Below are 17,584 nucleotides of genomic sequence, written 5' to 3' on the forward strand. Positions count from 1 at the left end.
TGGCCAGCCATTTCTTTTGTGCCTTCTTTTTGACACTGCCCTGGTGAACACCGTGACTCAGCCTGCCCCTTCTTCCCCGACCGAGAAGACCAACAAGGCCGCCACCCAAGCGCTGCGCGCCGTGCGCGGCATGAACGACATCCTGCCGCCCGAATCCAGCCGCTGGCAGTGGCTGGAAGATGCGGTGCGCCGCGTCATGGCGGGCCACGCCTACCGCAACGTGCGCCTGCCGATCATGGAGCACACGGCGCTGTTCGTGCGCGGCATTGGTGAGGTCACCGACATCGTCGAAAAAGAGATGTACGCCTTCGAGGACCGCGCCGACCAGCACGGCCGCGCCGAGCACCTGGCGCTGCGCCCCGAGGGCACAGCCGGCCTGGTGCGCGCCACGGTGGAGCACAACCTGCTCTACGACGGCGGCAAGCGCCTGTACTACATGGGCCCCATGTTCCGGCGCGAGCGCCCGCAGCGCGGCCGCTACCGGCAGTTCCACCAGATCGGCGCCGAGGCGCTGGGCTTTGGCGGGCCGGAGGTCGATGCCGAGCTCATCCTGCTGGCCGTGGCCCTGTGGCGCGAGCTGGGCATCCGCAACTGGCGGCTGGAGCTCAACAGCCTGGGCCAGCCCGAAGAGCGCCGCGCGCACCGCGCCGCGCTGATCGCCTACTTCGAGCAGCACGCCGAGCAACTCGACGAAGACGCGCGCCGCCGCCTGCACAGCAACCCGCTGCGCATTCTGGACACCAAGAACCCCGCCATGCAGGCGCTGGCCGAAGGCGCGCCCAAGCTCATGGACTACCTGGGCCAAGCCTCGCTGGCGCACTTTAAGGCCGTGCAGGCCATTCTGGACGCCAACAGCGTGCCCTGGCGCATCAACCCGCGCCTGGTGCGCGGGCTGGACTACTACAACCTGACGGTGTTCGAGTTCATCACCGAATCGCTGGGCGCGCAGGGCACCATCTGTGGCGGTGGCCGTTACGACTATTTGATCGAGCAAATCGGCGGCAAGCCCGCCCCGGCCGTGGGCTGGGCGCTGGGCGTGGAGCGCGTGCTGGAACTGCTCAAGGAAGAGGGCGTGACCCCGCCCGAGGCTGTGCCCGACGCCTACGCCGTGGTGCCCGATGCGGCCAGCCTGCCGCAAGTCATGGCCGTGCTGGCCCAACTGCGCGCCGCTGGCGTGGCCGTGCAAATGCACGCCAGCGCCGATTCGGCCCAGGGCATGGGCAGCTTCAAGAGCCAATTCAAAAAGGCCGACGCCAGCGGCGCGCGCTTCGCGCTGATCTTCGGCGCCGACGAGCTGGCGCGCGGCGAAGTGGCCCTCAAGCCCTTGCGGGCCGCGCCGGGGCAGGATGGGGCGGCGGCACAGCAGCTGTGCCCGCTGGCCGATCTGGCGGGGTTGGCCGCGCGCATACAATCGCCGCTGGCTGCGTGAGCGCCAGCCCCCTTGGGCAACAGGCAGGCGCCTGCTGCCTCGCTTGCGGCACAACAGCCGCCGCCCTTGCGCCGCAAGGGCTTGATCCAACCCCATTCCAATGGCAATGCAGCAATACGATTTACAGGAACAGGAACAGCTGGCGACCCTCAAGCACTTCTGGGATCGCTGGGGCAACTTGATCAGCGCCGCGCTGCTGGCCATCGTGGCCGTGGTGGCCGGGCTCAATGGCTACCAGTACTGGCAGCGCAGCCAGGCGGCCAAGGCCGCAGTGCTGTACGACCAGGTTCTGCAGGCCACGGTGCAGAACCAGCAGGCGGTCGTGCAGCAAAGCCTGCAGGCCCTGCAGCAGAGCTTCCCCAAGACGGCCCAGGCCAGCCAGGCCACGCTGCTGGCAGGCAAACACCTGGTGCAACAGCAGGATTGGGCCGCTGCCGAACAGGCTTTTGATTGGCTGGCCCGCCACAGCAAGGACGAGGGCTTCAAAGCCCTGGCCGTGCTGCACAAGGCTTCGGTGCAGATGCAGCAGGAGCAGGGCGAGCAGGCGCTGGCCGCGCTGGATGCGCACAGCTTCCCCTATGAATTCAGGCCGCTGCGCGACGACCGCCGTGGCGACATTCTGCTTGGCCAAGGCAAGACGCAGGAGGCCATCAGCGCCTACCAGGCCGCTTTCGACGGGCTGGGGCCGTTCAGCCACTACCGCAGCGTCGTGCAAAGCAAGCTGACCGCGTTGGGCCAGCAGCCTGCGGCTGCTGCCCAAGCGCCTGCGGCTGCAGGCTCCAGCTCCTGATGGGGCTGGGCCGCATGTGCCGCCAGGGTCGGCTGGCCTGTTGCCCGGGCAGGCCGGCCCGTTTCGATTTTTGGAGTCCAGAGATGTCCGCTTTCTCTTCCTCTTTGTCGTGTTCTTCGCGCACGCCGGCGCGTCGCGCTGCTCGGGCGCTGGCTGTGTTGGCGCTGGCCGGGCAATTGGCGGCCTGCGCGATGTTCAGCAGCAGCAAGGCCCCCAAGCCGCGCGAGCTCGAACCCAACGAAGCGCGTTTTGCCGCCAGCCAGGTCTGGACGGCGCAGATTGGCAATCTGGGCAACATTGAGCTGCAGCCCTTGGTGCACCAGCTCTCGGTCACGCTGGCCACGGCTTCGGGCACGGTGATGAGCCTGCAGCCGACCACGGGCGAGCAGCTCTGGCAGGCCCGCGTGGGCGAGCGCCTGGTAGCCGGCGTCGGTGGCGATGGCCAAACCTTTGCCGTCATCAGCGCGCGCAATGAGGTTGTGGCCTTGCGCGATGGCCAGGTGCTGTGGCGCTATGCCCTGCCTGGGCGTTCGTTCACGCCGCCGTTGGTGGCCGGCGGGCGGGTTTTCGTCATCACGGCCGAGCGCGCGCTGTTGGCGCTGGATGCCGACAATGGCGCGCTGATCTGGGATCGCCCTGCGGACGATGAAGAAAGCCTGGCGCTGCAGCAGGCCCTGCTGCTGACGGCCGTGGGCGATACGCTGGTGGCGGGCTTTTCGGGCCGCGTCGTCGGCATTGATCCAGATACAGGCACGTTGCGCTGGGAGGCCAACGTGGCCGTGCCGCGCGGCATCAACGACATCGAGCGCCTGGTGGACGTGGTTGGCCATTTCAGCCGCGAGGATTCCAGCCTGTGCGTGCAGGCCTTCCAGGCGGCCATTGGCTGCGTCGATGCACGCTCGGGCAGCACGAGTTGGAGCCAGCGCCTCAATGGCGCAGTGGGGGTGCATGGCGATGGACAGACGGTCTACAGCGTCGATGCCACAGGTCGCATTCAGGCCTGGAGCCGGCAGGATGGGCATCAGCAATGGTTGTCTGACCGGCTCCAGTACCGCCAGTTGACTGCGCCGCTGCGCCTGGGCCGCGTGTTGGCCGTGGGCGATGCCAGCGGCTGGCTGCATTTGCTTGAGGGCAGTGATGGCAGCCCGCTCAACCGTTTCCAGACCAACCGCTCAGGCTTGCGCATCGCGCCGGTCTATGCGGGCAATACGCTGATTGCCATCAGCAACAACGGCACGGTGTACGGCTTCAGGCCTGATTGATCCCCAACAATTCATTGAGTACGGTGCCGCTGGGCTTTGCCTCGCCCGTACCCGCTTGAGCGGGCAAGAGGGCGCTGGCCCATTACCTGCTTTACAACCAAGGACGATTGCCATGCTTCCGGTCATTGCTTTGGTGGGCCGGCCCAATGTGGGCAAGTCCACGCTGTTCAACCGCCTCACGCGCACGCGCGATGCCATCGTGGCCGACTTCGCCGGGCTGACGCGCGACCGGCACTACGGCACGGCGCGCTGGGGTGCGCGCCAGTTCATCGTCGTGGACACTGGCGGGCTGGAGGACAGCGCCGAAGGCGCGATCTTCGAGAAGATGGCTGGCCAGACGCAGCAGGCGATTGCCGAGGCCGACCTGGTGATGTTCCTGGTCGATGTGCGCGCCGGCCTGGCCGGACAGGATCAGGAAATTGCGCGCTACCTGCGCCGTCTGGGCAAGCCCACGCTGCTGGTGGCCAACAAGGCCGAGGGCATGAAAAGCGGCGCGCAGCTGTCTGAGTTCTATGAGCTGGGCCTGGGGCCGGTGTATGCCGTCTCGGCCGCGCATGGTCAGGGGGTGCGCGATCTGCTGGAGCTGGCCGCCGAGCAGCTGCCGCCCGAGCCGCAGCCAGACGATGCCGCCGGCGATGGCGACGCCCAAGAGCAAGCCGCGCCCATCCGCATTGCTGTGGCTGGCCGGCCCAACGCTGGCAAGTCCACGCTGATCAATGCCTGGTTGGGCGAGGATCGGCTGGTGACTTTCGACATGCCGGGCACAACGCGCGACGCCATTCGCGTGCCCATCGAACGCGGCGCGCAGCGCTATGAGCTGATCGACACCGCCGGCCTGCGTCGCAAAGGCAAGGTGTTCGAGGCGGTGGAGAAGTTTTCCGTGGTCAAGACCTTGCAGGCCATCGAGGGCGCGCAGGTGGTGGTGCTGGTCATCGATGCCACGCAGGGCGTGACCGACCAGGATGCGCACATCGCCGGCTTCATTCTGGAGTCTGGGCGGGCTGTGGTCGTGGCCATCAACAAATGGGACGCGCTGGATCGCTATCAGCGCGAGCAGTTGGCGCGGTCGCTGGAGCTGCGCCTGGGCTTCATGCGCTTTGCGCCGGTCAAGCACATCTCGGCACTCAAGCGCCAGGGGCTGGAGCCTTTGTGGAAGGCCATCGACGCGGCCTATGCTGCGGCCACACGCAAAATGCCCACAGCCAAGCTCACGCGCTTGTTGCAAGAAGCCGTGCAATACCAGGCGCCACGCAAGAGCGGCATGTTCCGCCCCAAGCCGCGTTATGCCCACCAGGGCGGCATGAACCCGCCGGTGATCGTGATCCACGGCAACTCGCTGGACCATCTGGACCAGGCCTACCGGCGCTTTCTGGAAACCTGGTTCCGCAAGGCCTTCAAGCTTGAGGGCACGCCGCTGCGCATCGAGCTGCGCACCAGCGACAACCCTTACGCGGACAAGTCCTGAGAGCCTGTTCAAAATCCCTGCACGGCGTGCAATCAAGCGGATTTGGGCGGTCTGCTGCGTTGCAAAGCCTCGCCATAGCTCCAGCTATGGCTGCGTTTTGCGCCTTGCAGCCCATCCCAAACCGCTTCTTGCCCGCTCGCGCCGAGATTTTGAACAGGCTCTGAGCTTTACGCTTGGCGGCTTTTCTTGCTGCTTGCGGCGCGCATGGCCTTGTCATCGCCGGCGCCTGCATCGGCAGACGGGGGGAAATGGCGCAAAAGCCTGCGGGTTTGCACGTAAGTAGCAGCACTGTGTTAAGGTGCCGCCTTTCGCTTTCTTCTTAGAACAGGTTCTCAAGCCCAACGCTTGAGGCCCGCCCCAAGAGGCCTGCCCAGGCCTCTTCAACACGGAGCTATATCGTGAGCAATAAAGGCCAACTGTTGCAGGATCCCTTTTTGAATGCCCTGCGCCGCGAGCACATCCCGGTGTCGATCTATCTGGTCAACGGCATCAAGCTGCAAGGGCAGATCGAGTCCTTTGACCAATACGTGGTGCTGCTGCGCAATACCGTCACTCAGATGGTTTACAAGCACGCCATCTCGACCATCGTGCCGGCCCGTCCGGTCAACTTTGCCTCGCTGTCGGCCGAGCAGGCCGGCGCGGCTGAGAAAAAAGCAGCAGGCCAAGCCTGATGATGCAGGGCCAAGCAGGCGGCGCAGTGCCCCAGGGCATGTCACTGCTGAACTTGGCCTTTGCGCTGTTCTCGATTCAGGGCCTGTCTGCGCAGCAGCAGGCCCTGAGTTTTTTGTCCCGCCCAATGCATGGCATGCGCCATGCCCGTACAGGAACCTGATCCGTCTTGAGCAAGAACACGTTTGCCATCACCCCTGAGCCAACGCCTACGGCCGTGCTGGTCGGGGTGGATTTTGGCGAGGCCCATTTCGACCATGAACTCGATGAGCTGGCGCAGCTGGCGCTGACGGCGGGCCTGCAGCCGTGTGAGCGCATCGTCGTCAAGCGCAAATTCCCCGATGCGGCGCTGTTCATCGGCAAGGGCAAGGTCGAGGAGCTTAAGGCCCTGGCCATGGGCCATGGCGCCAGCGAGATCATCTTCGACCAGGCCTTAAGCCCTGCGCAGCAGCGCAACCTGGAGCGCGAGATTGGCCTGCCGGTGTACGACCGCACGTTTTTGATCCTGGAAATTTTTGCCCAGCGCGCCCGCAGCCACGAAGGCAAACTGCAGGTTGAGCTGGCCCGGCTGCAGTATCTGAGCACGCGCCTGGTGCGGCGTTGGTCGCACCTGGAGCGCCAGCGCGGCGGCATCGGCGCGCGCGGCGGCCCAGGCGAGACGCAGATCGAGCTGGACCGACGCATGATTGGCGACGCCATCAAGCGCGTGCGCGATCGCCTGGCCAAGCTCAAGAAGCAGCGCAGCACGCAGCGCCGCCAGCGCCAGCGCAACCAAGTGCCCAGCATCTCGCTGGTGGGCTACACCAACGCGGGCAAGTCCTCGCTGTTCAATGCGCTGGTCAAGGCCCGCAGCTATGCGGCCGACCAGCTGTTTGCCACGCTGGACACCACCACCCGCCAGCTGTATTTGCAAGAGGCGGGCATGGCCGTGTCGCTGTCGGATACGGTGGGCTTCATCCGCGATTTGCCGCACGGCCTGGTCGAGGCCTTTCAAGCCACCTTGCAAGAAGCGGTCGATGCCGACCTGCTGCTGCACGTGGTGGATGCGGCCAATGCGCAATTCCCCGAGCAGGTGCAGCAGGTGCAAAAAGTGCTCGAAGAAATTGGCGCAGCGCAAATCCCGCAGCTGCTGGTGTTCAACAAGATCGACAGCCTGCCGCCCGAGCGTCAGCCGCGCAGCCTGCGCGACACCATGGAGATGGGCGGCGTGCAGGTGCCGCGCGTGTTCATCAGCGCCCAGACCGGCCAGGGGCTCGATGGCCTGCGCCAGGCCCTGGCCCAATGGTGCCTGCAGTATCGGGGCGATGATGGCTCGCACGAGGCCGATGGCCGGGCATCGGAAGAGGGCATCCAAGGGGCGGGCGATGCGCAGGCAGGAGCCTCGGGCAGCGATGCCCTGTAATGGCCTGGGGAATACCTGAGCCCTGTGCTTTTTGGGCACAATCGCGGCTTTTGCCGCCACGCGGAGGCCTGCGCGCAAGCCGGTGGCTTGCACGGCCTGGCGCCCTGCATGGCGCCGTGCGCCTTCTGGCCCGGCCATGCGCAGTGCGCGCCACACGAGATTCAACCAACGAGACTGAGTGAATGACTGCATTACCACGCCGCCAAGGTTTGGCGCGCTTTCTGGAGCGGCTGCGCGCCCTGTTGAACCTCAACGACCCAGGCTGGGGCAGGGATGCGGGGGCTGGCCAGTCCGGCAGTGGTGCGCGCGGCGGCAATGGCGCTGGGGGCGCTGATCAGGGCGATGCCTTGCCGCCGCCCCCACCGCCACCAATGCCGCCTCGCCCCCCTGCAGGCCCGCAAGGCGGCCCCCGGGGCGGGCAGCAGCAGCCACCCGATCTGAGTGAGCTGATGGGGGATTTGAACCGCAAGCTCTCCAACCTGCTGGGGGGGCAGGGCGGACGCCGCCCGCCGGGCGGCCCGCGCGGTGGCATGCCTGGCGGTTTCAAGCCGCCTAGCATTTCTGGCGGCTTGGTGTCACTGGTGGCCGTGGTGCTGCTGGGCCTGTGGCTGGCCTCGGGCTTTTTTGTGGTGCAGGAAGGTCACAACGCAGTCATCTTGCGCTTTGGCAAGTACCAGAGCACCGTGCCAGCTGGCCTGCGCTACCGCCTGCCCTCGCCCATTGGCAGCCATGAGATTGTGGACATGCGCATCCAGCCGCTGGCCGTGGGCTCGAACAATATGCTGCCGGCCACGGGCCTGAACGAGCACGCCATGCTGACCAAGGACGAGAACATCGTCGAGGTGCGCTTTAACGTGCAATACCGCATCACCAATGCCGAGAACTGGAAGTTCAATGCGCAAAACCCGCAGGGCGCGCTGGTGTCTGCGGCCGAGACGGCGGTGCGGGAAGTCATAGGCGACATGACCATGGACGAGGCCCTGGCCAACCGCCGCGCCGAAATCGCCCCTGGCGTGCGCGAGATCATGCAGGAGATTGTGGATCGCTACCGCTTGGGCGTGACGGTGGTGGCCATCAACATGCAGGACAGCGGCGTGCTGCCGCCCGAGAGTGTGCGCGCAGCCTTCGACGACGTGCTGCGCGCCGATCAGGAGCGCGAGCGCGCCAAGAACGACGCCGAGGCCTACGCCAACCGCATCATCCCGCGCGCTGTGGGTGAGGCCGCGCGCATCAAGGAGGAAGCCCAGGGCTATCGCCTGCGCGTGATGGCCGAATCCGAGGGCGATGCCGCGCGCTTCTCGGCCGTGCTGGGCGCTTATCGCCAGGCGCCGGCCGTCACGCGCGAGCGCATGTACCTGGAGACCATGGAGGAGATCTACAAGAAGAGCAGCAAGGTGCTGCTCGACGGCGGCGATGGCGGCAACAACCTGGTCTATTTGCCGCTGGACAAGCTGATGGAGCAAAGCGCCGCCGCCGCAGTGCGCAGCCACGCGGCCGCCGCAGAAGGCACGGCCAGCGCCGAGGCCGCCAGTGCACCCGCCGCGCCCAGCGCGGGCTACGCCCCGGCCGCGCCGCAGGGCACCCGCCGCCCCACCCGGGAATCGCGCTGAACGCAGCCCTTAGCAAGAGGAATCAATCATGAATCGAATTGGGTTTTGGGTGGTGTCGCTGCTGCTGTTGCTGGCAGCGGCCAGTTCGGTGCTGTTCGTCGTGGACGAGCGCCGCTACGGGGTGGTGTACCACCTCAGTGAGATCAGCCGCGTCGTCAAGCAGCCGGGCCTGCACGTCAAGTGGCTGCCAGCGCCGTTCCAGACGGTGGACTATCTGGACAAGCGCCTGCTGACGTTGGAGAGCCCTTCGCTGGAGCCGACGCTGACGGAGGAAAAGCAATGGGTGGTGATCGACTGGTATGTGCGCTGGCGCATCACCGACCCCGAGGCCTACATCCGCAGCGTGGGCCGCACCGAGGAAGCCGGCGCCGCGCAGCTCGGCCGCGTGGTGCGCAGCGCCTTCCAGGAGGAAGTCAACCGCCGCACCGTGCGCCAGCTGCTCTCCGAGGATCGGCGTGGCCTGATGCAGGACGTGCTGCGCCAGGTCTCCGAAAGCGTTGGCGGCAGCCCCGTCGAAGGCAGCAAGCCTGCATCGGACGCCGCCAGCGCCACCAGCGCTGAGCAGCCTGTGGCGCAAGACGGCGCTCAGGCTGCCGAGGCCAAGGTGGAGCTCGACGAGCATGGTCAGGCGCGCGTCAAGCTCTCTTGGGGCATCGAAATCGTTGATGTGCGCATCACCCGCGTTGACTACTCCAAGGACATCACCGAATCCGTCTTCAAGCGCATGGAGGCCGAGCGCACCCGCGAGGCCAACCGCCTGCGCTCCGAAGGCCAGGCCGAGGGCGAGCGCATCCGCGCCAATGCCGACCGCCAGCGCACCGAGACCCTGGCTGCGGCCTACCGCGAGGCTCAGGAAATCCGCGCGCAAGGCGACAGCGCCGCCACGGAAACCTTTGCCCGGGCTTACAGCCAGGATCCGGACTTCGCCCAGTTCTACCGCAGCCTGCAGGCCTACCGCAGCAGCCTGGGCAAGCCGGGCGATGTGATGGTGCTCGACCCCAACGAGTCCGAGTTCTTCAAGGCCATGCGCACTCCTGGCGCTGAGGGCCGCAGGCCCTGATGGCAGTGGCGCGCCGGCGCAGTGCGCCCGGCCCAGACCCCTTTGCCAAAACCCTTTTGGAGGGCCTGCACGAATGCGCAGCGCACACTTTGCCGCTGCGATTCGTACAGACATTTCTTTGGCCGCCGCGTGGCCATGCCGCTTTTTGCGCGACGGCCGCGCCCGACCCAACGACCCTATGCACGCCGAAACCTTGCTGCTGGCCTTGGGGCTGGTGTTCATCATTGAAGGCCTGCTGCCCTTTTTGGCGCCAGGCGCCTGGCAGCGCTGGATGCAGCAGATTGCGCAGCAAAGCCAAGCCAGTGTGCGCGGGCTGGGCCTGATCAGCATCCTGCTGGGGCTGGCCTTGCTGTGGCTGTGGTGACGCGGCGCCCGCGACGGCTCCAACGATTGGACAATTTATGAGTGTCTCTTCTTCCTCTGGGCAGCCCGCCAACGGGGCGCGCCCGTTCTGGCGCTGGCTTGCGCTGGCGTTGCTGGTGGTGGTGCTCGACCAACTGAGCAAGCAGTGGATCCTGCAGCATTACCGCTGGGGCGAGTTCACGCCGGTGACGCAGTTCTTCAACATCGTGCGGGCCCACAACACCGGGGCGGCGTTTTCGTTTCTGGCCGGCCAAGGCGGCTGGCAGCGCTGGTTTTTCGTGGCCATTGCCGCACTGGCGGCGCTGTTCATCCTTTGGCAGCTGCGTGCGCATGGCCAGCAACGCCTGGCCTCGGCGGCGCTGGCCTTGATTCTGGGCGGCGCCATTGGTAATGTGATCGACCGCATTGCCCACGGCTATGTGGTGGACTTTCTGGACTTTCATTGGCGGGGGACGCATTTCCCCGCCTTCAATGTGGCCGACATGGCCATTACGCTGGGTGTCGTGGGCGTGCTGCTGGCTGAATGGCTGCGCTGGCGCCAGGAGCGGGCCGCCCGTTGAAAAGCAAGCTGTTGATGATTAGGAGTTTTGCCATGAACCCATCCACTTCCATCACCGATGATCTACTTGCCCAATTGCGCGGCATGCCGCTGGCGCAGTTGGCGCAGCAGCTGGGCGTGAGCGAGCAGCAGACGCAAAGCGCTGTGGAAACAGCCGTGCCATTTCTGCTTGGCGCTCTGGGCCAGAACGCCGCCCAGCCTGAAGGGGCGCAGGCGTTGTTTGGCGCGCTGGAGCGCGACCATGCGACTGCGCCGCAGGCGGCAGCGGGCATGCCCGATCTGAGCGGCTTGCTGGGGGCCGTGCTCGGCGGCGCTGGCGGCGCGGGCATGGCTGGCGCCCTGGGCGGTTTGCTCGGCGGCGCGGGTGGCGCTGCTGCCGCTGCTGCCGCGCCCGCACCTTCTGGCCGCTTCAATGCCGAGGGCATTCTGGGCCACATCCTGGGCGGTAAGAAGGCCCAGGCGGAGAGCGGTCTGAGCCAGGCCACAGGCCTGGACAGCGCCATGGTGCACAAGCTGCTGCTGATGCTGGCGCCTTTGGTCATGGGCTATCTGGGGCGCCAAATCACCAGTGGCCGGGCTTCGTCTGCCGATGCCCTGGGCTCGCTGCTGGGCCGCGAGCGCAGCCAAGTACGCCAGCGCGGCGGCGCTGCAGGCGGCCTGCTGGGGGCCGTTCTGGATCAGAACGGCGACGGCAAGCTGGACATGGGCGATGTGCTCAAGCTCGGCGCGCAATTCCTGGGCGGCAAGCGTCGCTGAAGTTCAGGGGCTATTGAGATTCAGTATTGCGGCGGTGTTTTCGGTCAAGAACCGGAATCTGCGGCGTTGAAAATGCTTGCAAGCTTGTATGCCTTGCAAGCATTTTTGTTTTGCATCTGCGCTCTGGCTAGTTCGCTGTCGCGCAGAAGCCTGTGGGCAGCGCGCGCCAGCGCCTGCCATGCAAGTCTTTGCGCACTGTCGATCCCCCACGCTGACTTTTTGCTGGCTTTGCGCAGAACTTTGAGTCTGGGGCGAAGAGATTTCGTCAAGAAGGTGCCAAAAAGCGTTTGTGGGCAGGGTTTGGGCTTTTTAGAGCGTGTGATGCACTTTGCGCCCCCCGCGAGAGCACCCCGGCGTGTGCAGTGCAAGGCGCCGTTTGCGCCGCAGCCTGACGGGCTGCAAGGAAACGGCAACGCCGCAATGCGCATGCCGAGGCGCTCTCCCTTCGGGCTGACCCCAAAACCATGCACTCGCCGCGTTGGCTCGCTTGCCAAGGCAGCCAGCCTTGGCCGCGCGCGCCGCCTTGCGATGACACGGTTTTGGGGCCAGCGCGGGGGGCGCAAAGTGCATCACACGCTCTAGAATGCCAAACTTCAAACCGTTGGTTGGGCCTCGCGCCTTTGCAGCGCCCCGGCCGGCGGCATTTTTTTGCAACGAACGATAAGGAGACTGACCGCATGGCCGCCACCAAAGCCACTTTCAATTGGGAAGACCCGCTGCTGCTGGATGCACAGCTGAGCGAGGACGAGCGCCAGGTGCGCGATGCGGCCCGCGCCTATTGCCAGGAGCAGCTGGCGCCGCGTGTGCAGATGGCGTTTCGCAATGAGCAGACCGATCCGGGCATCTTCCGTGAAATGGGCTCCATTGGCCTATTGGGCGCGACCATCCCCGAGCAATACGGAGGCGCGGGGCTGAACTACGTCAGCTACGGGCTGATTGCGCGCGAGGTCGAGCGCGTGGATTCGGGCTACCGCTCGATGATGAGCGTGCAGTCCTCGCTGGTGATGGTGCCCATCTACGAATTCGGCAATGAGGCCACGCGGCAGAAGTACCTGCCCAAGCTGGCCAGCGGCGAGTGGATCGGCTGCTTTGGCCTGACCGAGCCCAACCACGGCTCCGACCCGGGCTCCATGCTCACGCGGGCCCGCAAAGTCGATGGCGGCTATTCGCTCACGGGCAACAAGATGTGGATCACCAACAGCCCGATCGCCGATGTGTTCGTGGTCTGGGCCAAGGACGACGAAGGCCAGATCCGTGGCTTCGTGCTGGAAAAGGGTTGGAAGGGCCTGTCGGCGCCGGCCATCCACGGCAAGGTGGGGCTGCGCGCCTCCATCACCGGCGAGATCGTCATGGACGAGGTTTTCGTGCCGGAAGAAAACGCTTTTCCCGAGGTGCGCGGCCTCAAGGGGCCGTTCACCTGCCTGAACTCGGCGCGCTATGGCATTGCCTGGGGCGCGCTGGGCGCAGCCGAGGATTGCCTGCGCACCGCGCGCCAGTACACGCTGGACCGCAAGCAGTTCGGCCGCCCGCTGGCGGCCAATCAGCTGGTGCAGAAAAAGCTCGCCGACATGCTCAGCGAAATCCACATCGGCTTGCAGGCCTGCCTGCAGGTCGGCCGCCTCAAGGACGCAGGCCAGGCGCCGGTGGAGATCACCTCCATCATCAAGCGCAACTCTTGCGGCAAGGCGTTGGAGATTGCCCGCATGGCGCGCGACATGCTCGGCGGCAACGGCATCAGCGATGAATTTGGCGTGGCGCGCCATCTGGTCAACCTCGAAGTGGTCAATACCTACGAGGGCACGCACGACGTACACGCGCTGATCCTGGGTCGCGCCATCACCGGCATTGCCGCGTTTGCCAACTGACATCTGCCGGGCCTGCGCTTGCCGCAGGCGCTGGTCGTTCCGGGCGGCGCAGGCCGCCCGTTTTCATTTCCTGCCCAACAAGGAAGGACTCCACCATGACAGGCGCTCTCTCGCACATCCGCGTACTCGATCTCTCGCGCATCCTGGCCGGGCCCTGGGCCGGGCAACTGCTGGCCGACCTGGGCGCCGATGTTATCAAGGTCGAGCGCCCCGGCCAGGGCGATGACACGCGCCACTGGGGGCCGCCCTGGGCGCAGGATGCGCAGGGCCAGGCCAGTGACACCGCCTCCTACTTCCTCTGCGCCAACCGCAACAAGCGCTCCATCGCCATCGACATCACCCAGCCCGAGGGCCAGGCGTTGGTGCGCCAGCTGGCCGCCAAGGCCGACGTGCTGCTGGAGAACTACAAGGTCGGCGGGCTGAAAAAGTACGGGCTGGACTACGACAGCCTGGCTGCGCTCAACCCACGGCTGGTCTATTGCTCCATCACTGGCTTTGGCCAGACTGGCCCTTACGCGCCGCGCGCGGGCTACGACTTTCTCATCCAGGGCCTGGGCGGCTTGATGAGCGTGACCGGCCGCCCCGATGGCGAGCCCGGCGGCGGGCCGATGAAGGTGGGCGTGGCGTTGACCGACATCCTCACCGGCCTGTACGCCAGCAACGCCATCCTGGCCGCACTGGCCTGGCGCGAGCACAGCGGCCAGGGCCAGCACATCGACATGGCGCTGCTGGACGTGCAGGTTGCCTGCCTGGCCAACCAGGCCCTGGGCCACCTGGCCACCGGCCAGGACCCGACCCGCCTGGGCAATGCCCACCCCAGCATCGTGCCCTACCAGGACTTCCCCACCGCCGACGGCCACATGATTCTGGCCATCGGCAACGACGGCCAGTTCCAGCGCTTTTGCGCCGAAGCGGGCGCGCCCGAGTTGGCCGCCGATGCGCGCTTTGCCAGCAACGCCCAGCGCGTGCAGCACCGCGACGCGCTCATCCCCTTGCTGCAAGCCCTCACCCGCCAGCGTAGCACCGCCCAGTGGATTGCCGCGCTGGAGGCCAAGGCCGTGCCCTGCGGCCCCATCAATACGCTCTCGGGCGTGTTTGCCGATGCGCAAGTGCAGGCGCGCGGCATGGCCTTCACGTTGCCCCATGCCCAGCTCGGCCAGGTGCCGCAGGTGGCCTGCCCGATCAAGCTCTCGGCCACGCCCGTGCAAAACCGCCATGCCCCGCCAGCCATTGGCCAGCACACCGAGGCCGTGCTGCAGGAGCTGGGCCTGGATGCCGCCGCCATTGCTGCGCTGCGCGAACGGGGCGTGGTGTGATCGAGTGTGTGTGAGCTGGGTGGGTGAGCCAAGGCCACAGCCATAATTTTTGAAACCCGGAGTCCGATGATGAACAAGCCCCTTCGCCCTGGCCCGGCCGCAGGGCCGGACAAGCCCGACGCGCGGCGCTGGCTGGCGCTGGCGGTGCTCTCCAGCGCGTTGCTGCTCATCGTCATCGACATGACGGTGCTCTACACCGCCTTGCCCATCCTCACGCACGAGCTGCGCGCCAGCGCGGCGCAAAAGCTGTGGATCGTCAACATGTACCCGCTGGTGGTGGCCGGCCTGCTGCCGGGCACGGGCACGCTGGGCGACCGCTTGGGCCACCGGCGGGTGTTTGCGGCCGGGCTGGCGCTGTTTGGCCTGGCCTCGGTGTGGGCCGCGTACTCGCCCAGCGCGGCCTCGTTGATTGCCGCGCGCGCTGCGCTGGCTTGCGGTGCGGCGTTGATGATGCCCGCCACGCTGGCGCTGATCCGCCTGACGTTTGTCGATGAGCGCGAGCGCGGTCTGGCCATTGGCATCTGGGCCTCCGTTGCTTCGGGCGGCGCGGCGTTGGGGCCGGTGCTGGGGGGCTTTTTGCTCACGCGGTTTTGGTGGGGTTCGGCCTTTCTCATCAATGTGCCGGTGGTGCTGCTCAGCCTGGGGCTGGTGTTTGCCGTCATCGGCCCCGATCGTCAGCGCCAGGGCGCAGGCCAGGCTCGCGCTGTGTGGGATTGGCCCAGCTCGCTGCTGGCCTTGCTGGGCATGCTGGGGCTGACCTATGCCATCCAGGCTGCTGCCCAGCTGCGCCCGCCCTGGGCGCAGCTGGCGCTGGCTGCGGTCGTGGGGCTGGCGCTGCTGTGGCTGTTCGTGCGGCGCCAGCAGCGCATCTCCCATCCGTTGATCGACTTTTCCCTGCTGCGCCTGCCTGGGCTTGGCAGCGGCGTGGCAGCGGCGCTGATGTGCTCCATCGCCTTCATCGGTTTCCAGCTCGTATTCAGCCAATGGCTGCAACTGGTGCGCGCGCTCAGCCCCTTGCAGGCCGGGCTGTACATGTTGCCCATGGCCCTGGCCTCATTCGTCGCCGGGCCGCTGGCGGGCGCGCTGGCCGGGCGGGGCGGGCCGCGCGCCGTCATCCTCGGCGGCATGGCGGTGTGCATGGCCGGGCTGCTGGGCACGCTGGCGCTTTATCAGGGCATGGGCTGGCCGCTGGTGGTGGCCTTGGCATTGCTGGGCGGCGGCTATGGCGTGGCGGTGACGGGGGCCTCATCGGCCATCATGCTTGGCGCGCCCGAGGACAAGGCCGGCATGGCCGCGTCGATGGAGGAAGTCTCCTACGAGCTGGGCGGCCTGCTGGGCGTGGCGCTGCTGGGCAGCCTGATGACGGCGGTGTACGCCGCCAGCCTGCATTTGCCCGATGCGCCCGCATACGCCGCCCTGCCGCAGATTTACGACAGTCTGGATGAGGCGCGCCTGGCCGCCGAAACCTTGCCAGCGCCCTGGGCGGATGCGCTGCAGCAAGCGGCCAGCGCCGCGTTCGAGCGCGCCTTTGTGGCCGTGGCCAGCGCCAGCGCCGCGCTGCTGGCCGCCACCTTGCTGGCGCTGTGGCTGTGGCGGCCCGCGCTGCCGGCTGACAGCGCTTAGCAGGCTGCTGAAATACTGCCGAAGATGGGCGAAAAACATCCAACAGATGCCCTCAGTTCCCCTTCGCCGACCATAAATCAACGACTTACGATGGCTTGAGGCGGCAAGTCTGGGGCTTTTCCGCCTGTCGATTCAGTATTTCAGCAGCCTGTTAGGGCCTGGCGCTTCAGGCGCTTTGCGTGGGCAGCAGGCGCTGCGTCCAGCGGTGCAGCGGGCGCTCGATCCAGCGGTGGTACAGCCAGGCGGCGGCGATGCACAGCAGTAGGTAGCTCAGCAGGCTGAGTTTGCCGCCGGCGATCCAAAGCAGCCCGGGGATCTTGGGGAACCACAGCCCGTAGAGGATGACCAGCAGCGGGATGTGCAGCAGATACAGCGCGTAGGAGGCATCGCCCAGGCGCTGCATGCCCCGCAGCAGCCAGTGGCGTCCGGCCGGCAAAATGGCCGCCAGCGCCACCAGACCCAGCGAGGCCGTGCCAAAGCACAGCACGCGCTCTGGGTAATAGAGAAAGGCGGCCATGCCCACGCCCTGCAGGCCGCCCCACTTCTGGTACCAGACGCTGGCGGCGATGGCGCACAGCGTCAACAGCAGCCAGGGCAGTACCGGCTGGCGCGGAAAACGATGCAGGTATTCGCTGAGCAGGAAACCGGCCAGAAACTCCAGCACCAGCGGCGAGGTCAGAAAGACCTGCGGCAAAAAGGCCAGGCCGTCGTAGTGCTGCGGCAAGTACATGCCGGCGCGGTGCGCCAGCAGCACGAAGACGGCCAGCGCCACAAACAGCAGCCCCATGACGAGCGCGGCATGGCGGCGCGTGAGGCAGAGCATCAGGCCAACCAGCAAGTAGAAATACAGCTCGTAGCTCAGCGTCCATGAGACATTGAGCAGGTAGTGTTGCTGCGGCAGCAGCAGAAAGGATCCCAGGCGGCTGATCTCTGGCCCCTGGAAGATGCCCAGCCAGATGCTCAAGCCCAGCGTGAGGAAGAAGGCTGGCCAGTAGCCGGTGTAAATGCGCAGAAAGCGCCGCAGCGTAAAACGCATGCCGCTGGCCAGGCCGGGTTGCAGGCCGCGCGTGGTCTGGGCCATGATGAAGCCGCTGATGACGAAGAAAATGTCCACGCCGGCAAAACCGTAGCGGGAAATCTCGGTGAACCAGGCCGGGATGCTGGCGTAGTGCGCCGGGTGGATGTTGGGCGGCAGCGTGTGGTGCATGACCACCAGAAAAGCGGCCACGAAACGCAGGGCTTGGATGTTGTGGATCATTGGGCGGGTTCTGGGCCGGCTGCGGGTGCTGGGGATGGCGGACATTATCGCGTTGCGAATGGGGTTCACTTCCTTCGCACAGGCCCTTTGCCGGGCGCGGCCGCATGCCCGGGTGGCCAGTGTCAGAATACGGGGCCATGAAAGGTGTATTTTTTTC

General features: G+C 66.4%; 16 protein-coding genes. 14 read left to right on the plus strand and 2 right to left on the minus strand.

The genetic code is table 11. The features are described 5' to 3' along the window. Positions 1 to 130: 130 nt before the first annotated feature. The 11 genes from hisS (at position 131) to CK620_RS12380 (ending at position 11,365) form a co-directional block, all read left to right on the plus strand. The gene (hisS, locus tag CK620_RS12330; protein ID WP_095550589.1) at positions 131 to 1,429 is read left to right on the plus strand and encodes a histidine--tRNA ligase; all 1,299 of its coding nucleotides are present in this window, start codon (positions 131 to 133) and stop codon (positions 1,427 to 1,429) included. Between the two features lie 100 nt (positions 1,430 to 1,529). Further along, on the plus strand, positions 1,530 to 2,219 hold the full coding sequence (locus CK620_RS12335; protein ID WP_095550550.1) for a YfgM family protein: 690 nt from the start codon (positions 1,530 to 1,532) through the stop codon (positions 2,217 to 2,219). Positions 2,220 to 2,302: 83 nt separating this feature from the next. Beyond that, on the plus strand, positions 2,303 to 3,481 hold the full coding sequence (gene bamB, locus CK620_RS12340) for an outer membrane protein assembly factor BamB (RefSeq protein WP_095550551.1): 1,179 nt from the start codon (positions 2,303 to 2,305) through the stop codon (positions 3,479 to 3,481). Between the two features lie 112 nt (positions 3,482 to 3,593). Then, the gene (gene der / locus CK620_RS12345; protein WP_095550552.1) at positions 3,594 to 4,946 is read left to right on the plus strand and encodes a ribosome biogenesis GTPase Der; all 1,353 of its coding nucleotides are present in this window, start codon (positions 3,594 to 3,596) and stop codon (positions 4,944 to 4,946) included. Positions 4,947 to 5,344: 398 nt separating this feature from the next. After that, complete coding sequence (hfq, locus tag CK620_RS12350; protein WP_095550553.1) at positions 5,345 to 5,617, plus strand: RNA chaperone Hfq; 273 nt, start codon at positions 5,345 to 5,347, stop codon at positions 5,615 to 5,617. Between the two features lie 167 nt (positions 5,618 to 5,784). After that, positions 5,785 to 7,017, plus strand: a complete 1,233-nt coding sequence (gene hflX / locus CK620_RS12355) for a GTPase HflX (RefSeq protein ID WP_095543084.1) — start codon at positions 5,785 to 5,787, stop codon at positions 7,015 to 7,017. Positions 7,018 to 7,199: 182 nt separating this feature from the next. Next, the gene (hflK, locus tag CK620_RS12360) at positions 7,200 to 8,627 is read left to right on the plus strand and encodes an FtsH protease activity modulator HflK (protein ID WP_095550554.1); all 1,428 of its coding nucleotides are present in this window, start codon (positions 7,200 to 7,202) and stop codon (positions 8,625 to 8,627) included. 28 nt (positions 8,628 to 8,655) lie between these two features. Further along, positions 8,656 to 9,687: a protease modulator HflC gene (gene hflC, locus CK620_RS12365; protein ID WP_095550555.1), complete on the plus strand. Its 1,032-nt coding sequence runs from the start codon at positions 8,656 to 8,658 to the stop codon at positions 9,685 to 9,687. Positions 9,688 to 9,865: 178 nt separating this feature from the next. Next, positions 9,866 to 10,051, plus strand: coding sequence for a DUF2065 family protein (locus CK620_RS12370; protein ID WP_095540742.1), 186 nt, complete (start codon positions 9,866 to 9,868; stop codon positions 10,049 to 10,051). 37 nt (positions 10,052 to 10,088) lie between these two features. Continuing rightward, positions 10,089 to 10,610, plus strand: a complete 522-nt coding sequence (gene lspA / locus CK620_RS12375) for a signal peptidase II (protein WP_095550556.1) — start codon at positions 10,089 to 10,091, stop codon at positions 10,608 to 10,610. Between the two features lie 32 nt (positions 10,611 to 10,642). Then, entirely contained in the window at positions 10,643 to 11,365 is a 723-nt protein-coding gene (locus CK620_RS12380) for a DUF937 domain-containing protein (protein ID WP_095550557.1), read from the plus strand. A 44-nt stretch (positions 11,366 to 11,409) separates the two neighbouring features. Here CK620_RS12380 and CK620_RS13925 read toward each other — a convergent pair whose 3' ends face one another. Further along, positions 11,410 to 11,634 carry a hypothetical protein gene (locus CK620_RS13925; RefSeq protein ID WP_143326097.1) on the minus strand — a complete coding sequence of 75 codons (225 nt, stop codon included), beginning with the start codon at positions 11,632 to 11,634 and terminating at the stop codon, positions 11,410 to 11,412. A gap of 408 nt (positions 11,635 to 12,042) precedes the next feature. On the opposite strand from CK620_RS13925, the gene CK620_RS12385 reads away from it, so the two are divergent. From CK620_RS12385 to CK620_RS12395, 3 genes are all read left to right on the plus strand, one after another. Continuing rightward, on the plus strand, positions 12,043 to 13,230 hold the full coding sequence (locus tag CK620_RS12385) for an acyl-CoA dehydrogenase (protein WP_095543088.1): 1,188 nt from the start codon (positions 12,043 to 12,045) through the stop codon (positions 13,228 to 13,230). A 95-nt stretch (positions 13,231 to 13,325) separates the two neighbouring features. Then, a complete protein-coding gene (locus tag CK620_RS12390) occupies positions 13,326 to 14,546 on the plus strand; it encodes a CaiB/BaiF CoA transferase family protein (RefSeq protein WP_095550558.1) in 1,221 nt (406 codons plus the stop codon). Positions 14,547 to 14,615: 69 nt separating this feature from the next. Beyond that, complete coding sequence (locus CK620_RS12395; protein WP_095550590.1) at positions 14,616 to 16,169, plus strand: MFS transporter; 1,554 nt, start codon at positions 14,616 to 14,618, stop codon at positions 16,167 to 16,169. Positions 16,170 to 16,335: 166 nt separating this feature from the next. Here the strand turns inward: CK620_RS12395 and CK620_RS12400 are convergent, their stop codons facing one another. Next, a complete protein-coding gene (locus CK620_RS12400; RefSeq protein ID WP_179290654.1) occupies positions 16,336 to 17,427 on the minus strand; it encodes an acyltransferase family protein in 1,092 nt (363 codons plus the stop codon). Positions 17,428 to 17,584: the final 157 nt, after the last annotated feature.

This window comes from Vandammella animalimorsus (assembly GCF_002285285.1).
Classification (GTDB): domain Bacteria; phylum Pseudomonadota; class Gammaproteobacteria; order Burkholderiales; family Burkholderiaceae_C; genus Lampropedia; species Lampropedia animalimorsus.